The 3,334-nt window shown below is 57.3% G+C and carries 1 rRNA gene; it reads right to left on the bottom strand.

Features of this window, described 5'->3' with window-relative positions:
• Window positions 1-22: 22 nt before the first annotated feature.
• Window positions 23-3,144 (bottom strand): 23S ribosomal RNA (locus tag ABT114_RS49910).
• Window positions 3,145-3,334: the final 190 nt, after the last annotated feature.

Genomic DNA, 3,334 nt, shown 5'->3' with positions numbered 1-3,334 from the left:
AACACAGTGGACGCGAGCAACTGAGGACAAGCCCTCGGCCTATTAGTACCGGTCAACTCCACCCATTACTGGGCTTCCATATCCGGCCTATCAACCCAGTCGTCTACTGGGAGCCTTACCCTCTCAAGGAGGTGGGAACACTCATCTCGAAGCAGGCTTCCCGCTTAGATGCTTTCAGCGGTTATCCCTCCCGAACGTAGCCAACCAGCCATGCCCTTGGCAGGACAACTGGCACACCAGAGGTTCGTCCGTCCCGGTCCTCTCGTACTAGGGACAGCCCTTCTCAATGTTCCTGCGCGCGCAGCGGATAGGGACCGAACTGTCTCACGACGTTCTAAACCCAGCTCGCGTACCGCTTTAATGGGCGAACAGCCCAACCCTTGGGACCGACTCCAGCCCCAGGATGCGACGAGCCGACATCGAGGTGCCAAACCATCCCGTCGATATGGACTCTTGGGGAAGATCAGCCTGTTATCCCCGGGGTACCTTTTATCCGTTGAGCGACGGCGCTTCCACAAGCCACCGCCGGATCACTAGTCCCGACTTTCGTCCCTGCTCGACCCGTCGGTCTCACAGTCAAGCTCCCTTGTGCACTTACACTCAACACCTGATTGCCAACCAGGCTGAGGGAACCTTTGGGCGCCTCCGTTACTCTTTAGGAGGCAACCGCCCCAGTTAAACTACCCATCAGACACTGTCCCTGATCCGGATCACGGACCCAGGTTAGACATCCAGCACGACCAGAGTGGTATTTCAACGACGACTCCACCTGAACTGGCGTCCAAGCTTCACAGTCTCCCACCTATCCTACACAAGCCGAACCGAACACCAATATCAAACTGTAGTAAAGGTCCCGGGGTCTTTCCGTCCTGCTGCGCGAAACGAGCATCTTTACTCGTAGTGCAATTTCACCGGGCCTATGGTTGAGACAGTCGAGAAGTCGTTACGCCATTCGTGCAGGTCGGAACTTACCCGACAAGGAATTTCGCTACCTTAGGATGGTTATAGTTACCACCGCCGTTTACTGGCGCTTAAGTTCTCAGCTTCGCCACAACGAATTGTGACTAACCGGTCCCCTTAACGTTCCAGCACCGGGCAGGCGTCAGTCCGTATACATCGCCTTACGGCTTCGCACGGACCTGTGTTTTTAGTAAACAGTCGCTTCTCGCTGGTCTCTGCGGCCACCCCCAGCTCACCGTGTAAAACGGATCACCAGGAATGGCCCCCCTTCTCCCGAAGTTACGGGGGCATTTTGCCGAGTTCCTTAACCATAGTTCACCCGAACGCCTCGGTATTCTCTACCTGACCACCTGAGTCGGTTTAGGGTACGGGCCGCCATGAAACTCGCTAGAGGCTTTTCTCGACAGCATAGGATCATCCACTTCACCACAATCGGCTCGGCATCAGGTCTCAGACTATTGCCAGGCGGATTTACCTACCTGACGTCCTACACCCTTACCCCGGGACAACCACCGCCCGGGATGGACTACCTTCCTGCGTCACCCCATCACTCACCTACTAACCGCTTGGTCCGGCGGCTCCACCACTTTCCATTCCCCGAAGGGTCCGGAACGGCTTCACGGCCTTAGCATCACGATGCTCGATGTTTGACGCTTCACAGCGGGTACCGGAATATCAACCGGTTATCCATCGACTACGCCTGTCGGCCTCGCCTTAGGTCCCGACTTACCCTGGGCAGATCAGCTTGACCCAGGAACCCTTAGTCAATCGGCGCACACGTTTCTCACGTGTGTATCGCTACTCATGCCTGCATTCTCACTCGTGAACCGTCCACCACTGCCTTCCGGCGCGGCTTCACCCGGCACACGACGCTCCCCTACCCATCACAGCACCCGTTGGGGCTTATTACTGCAATGACACGACTTCGGCGGTACGCTTGAGCCCCGCTACATTGTCGGCGCGGAATCACTAGACCAGTGAGCTATTACGCACTCTTTCAAGGGTGGCTGCTTCTAAGCCAACCTCCTGGTTGTCTGTGCGACTCCACATCCTTTCCCACTTAGCGTACGCTTAGGGGCCTTAGTCGATGCTCTGGGCTGTTTCCCTCTCGACCATGGAGCTTATCCCCCACAGTCTCACTGCCGCGCTCTCACTTACCGGCATTCGGAGTTTGGCTAAGGTCAGTAACCCGGTAGGGCCCATCGCCTATCCAGTGCTCTACCTCCGGCAAGAAACACACGACGCTGCACCTAAATGCATTTCGGGGAGAACCAGCTATCACGGAGTTTGATTGGCCTTTCACCCCTAACCACAGGTCATCCCCCAGGTTTTCAACCCTGGTGGGTTCGGTCCTCCACGAAGTCTTACCTCCGCTTCAACCTGCCCATGGCTAGATCACTCCGCTTCGGGTCTTGAGCGTGCTACTAAAAACGCCCTATTCGGACTCGCTTTCGCTACGGCTTCCCCACCCGGGTTAACCTCGCAACACACCGCAAACTCGCAGGCTCATTCTTCAAAAGGCACGCAGTCACGAGGCAAGCACAAGTGCTCGCCCGACGCTCCCACGGCTTGTAGGCACACGGTTTCAGGTACTATTTCACTCCGCTCCCGCGGTACTTTTCACCATTCCCTCACGGTACTATCCGCTATCGGTCACCAGGGAATATTTAGGCTTAGCGGGTGGTCCCGCCAGATTCACACGGGATTTCTCGGGCCCCGTGCTACTTGGGTGTCTCTCAAACGAGCCGCTGACGTTTCGACTACGGGGGTCTTACCCTCTACGCCGGACCTTTCGCATGTCCTTCGCCTACATCAACGGTTTCTGACTCGTCCCACGGCCGGCAGACCGTGGAAGAGAGATCCCACAACCCCGTATACGCAACCCCTGCCGGGTCTCACACGCATACGGTTTGGCCTCATCCGGTTTCGCTCGCCACTACTCCCGGAATCACGGTTGTTTTCTCTTCCTGCGGGTACTGAGATGTTTCACTTCCCCGCGTTCCCTCCACACTGCCTATGTGTTCAGCAGCGGGTGACAGCCCATGACGACTGCCGGGTTTCCCCATTCGGAAACCCCCGGATCAAAGCCTGGTTGACGACTCCCCGGGGACTATCGTGGCCTCCCACGTCCTTCATCGGTTCCTGGTGCCAAGGCATCCACCGTGCGCCCTTAAAAACTTGGCCACAGATGCTCGCGTCCACTGTGCAGTTCTCAAACAACGACCAACCACCCATCACCCCGAACCAGCGGTTCGAGTGCACTGGGGCCGGCACTGAAGGCAGCCAATCGGCCGTACCCTCAGACACCCAACAGCGTGCCCGACCAGCCCCCGCCCGGAGATCATGCTTTCCACACTCTTGCGAGCAGTACTTG

The organism is Streptomyces sp. NPDC002088 (assembly GCF_040296605.1).
GTDB lineage: Bacteria > Actinomycetota > Actinomycetes > Streptomycetales > Streptomycetaceae > Streptomyces.
This window is presented reverse-complemented; position numbering and strand designations above follow the sequence as displayed.